Origin of the sequence: Paraburkholderia ginsengiterrae (genome assembly GCF_001645125.1) — a bacterium.
GTDB classification, from domain to species: Bacteria; Pseudomonadota; Gammaproteobacteria; order Burkholderiales; family Burkholderiaceae; genus Paraburkholderia; species Paraburkholderia ginsengiterrae.
Genome location: NZ_LXKA01000178.1, coordinates 1 through 483, shown reverse-complemented (window position 1 = coordinate 483; position 483 = coordinate 1). Strand labels below are relative to the sequence as shown.

Annotated in this window: 1 pseudogene; it reads right to left on the bottom strand. The window is 71.2% G+C overall.

What is annotated here, in order from left to right:
- Positions 1 to 226 (bottom strand): annotated as a pseudogene (locus A6V37_RS42315) (ATP-binding cassette domain-containing protein); the annotation flags it as partial.
- Between the last annotated feature and the right edge of the window lie 257 nt (positions 227 to 483).

Here is a 483-nt window from a genome sequence, read left to right as displayed (position 1 = left end):
GTGTGGGTTCGTCGAGGATCAACACCTTCGGATCGGTCAGCAGCATGCGCGTCAGCACCGCCTTCTGCTGATTGCCGCCCGCCAGGCTGGCAATCGGCAACATAGGGTGCGCGGCGCGTACCGAGAGCCGCTTCACCTCGGTATGGATCGCGTCCAGTTCGTCTGCGGCGTCCCTCCGCCCCGCCGTCGCCAACCCTCCGCGCCCCGCCAGCGTTCTGTTGTTACCCCCCCACACTCCCCGCCCCATGCCTTCCTCCGTCGGCTCTCCCGCCCCCCTCCCGCTCCCCACCCCCACCCCTCCCCTCCCTCCCACCGCCCTGCCCTTACTTCCCGCCCCGTCGCCCCCCACGCCCGCACCACCCCCGCCCCTCTCTCCCCCCAGCCGTCACTCGTCTCCCCGCGTCCCGCGCCTTTCGCTCTCCTCGCCCTCACCCTCGCCCTACCCCTCCCCATCACTCTCCCTCACTGACCACTCCTCCCCCT